This is a genomic window from Halomonas sp. SIMBA_159 (assembly GCF_046536035.1).
In the GTDB taxonomy this organism is placed as follows: domain Bacteria; phylum Pseudomonadota; class Gammaproteobacteria; order Pseudomonadales; family Halomonadaceae; genus Vreelandella; species Vreelandella venusta_A.
Genome location: NZ_JAWJBT010000678.1, coordinates 1 through 268 on the forward strand (window position 1 = coordinate 1; position 268 = coordinate 268).

Annotated in this window: 1 protein-coding gene; it reads right to left on the reverse strand. The window is 47.8% G+C overall.

The features are described 5' to 3' along the window. Positions 1-255 (reverse strand): GNAT family N-acetyltransferase (locus tag R0J87_RS20915; RefSeq protein WP_498888663.1); only part of this gene is annotated, 255 nt, incomplete at its 3' end. Positions 256-268 lie beyond the last annotated feature (13 nt).

Consider the following 268-nt stretch of genomic DNA (forward strand, 5'->3'; position numbering starts at 1 on the left):
CTTGAACTTAAACAACGGGTCCTGCTCATCGTTAGTCCGCCCGCCACCCGCATGAATCAGCTTGACGCCATTTTCTTTGCCCCAACGCACTGCGCCGTATTGCAAAACATAGATTGGCGACAACTGATGGAAATCATGGATAGTGCCGGAGAGATGCGTATGCATGATGCCGTCATAAAGAAAATGCAATTCAGCGGCAATCACTTTCCCCTCGTAAAGGGCTTCGGCCAAAATGATTTTATCGGCAAATTTCAATAGACAGCTATCG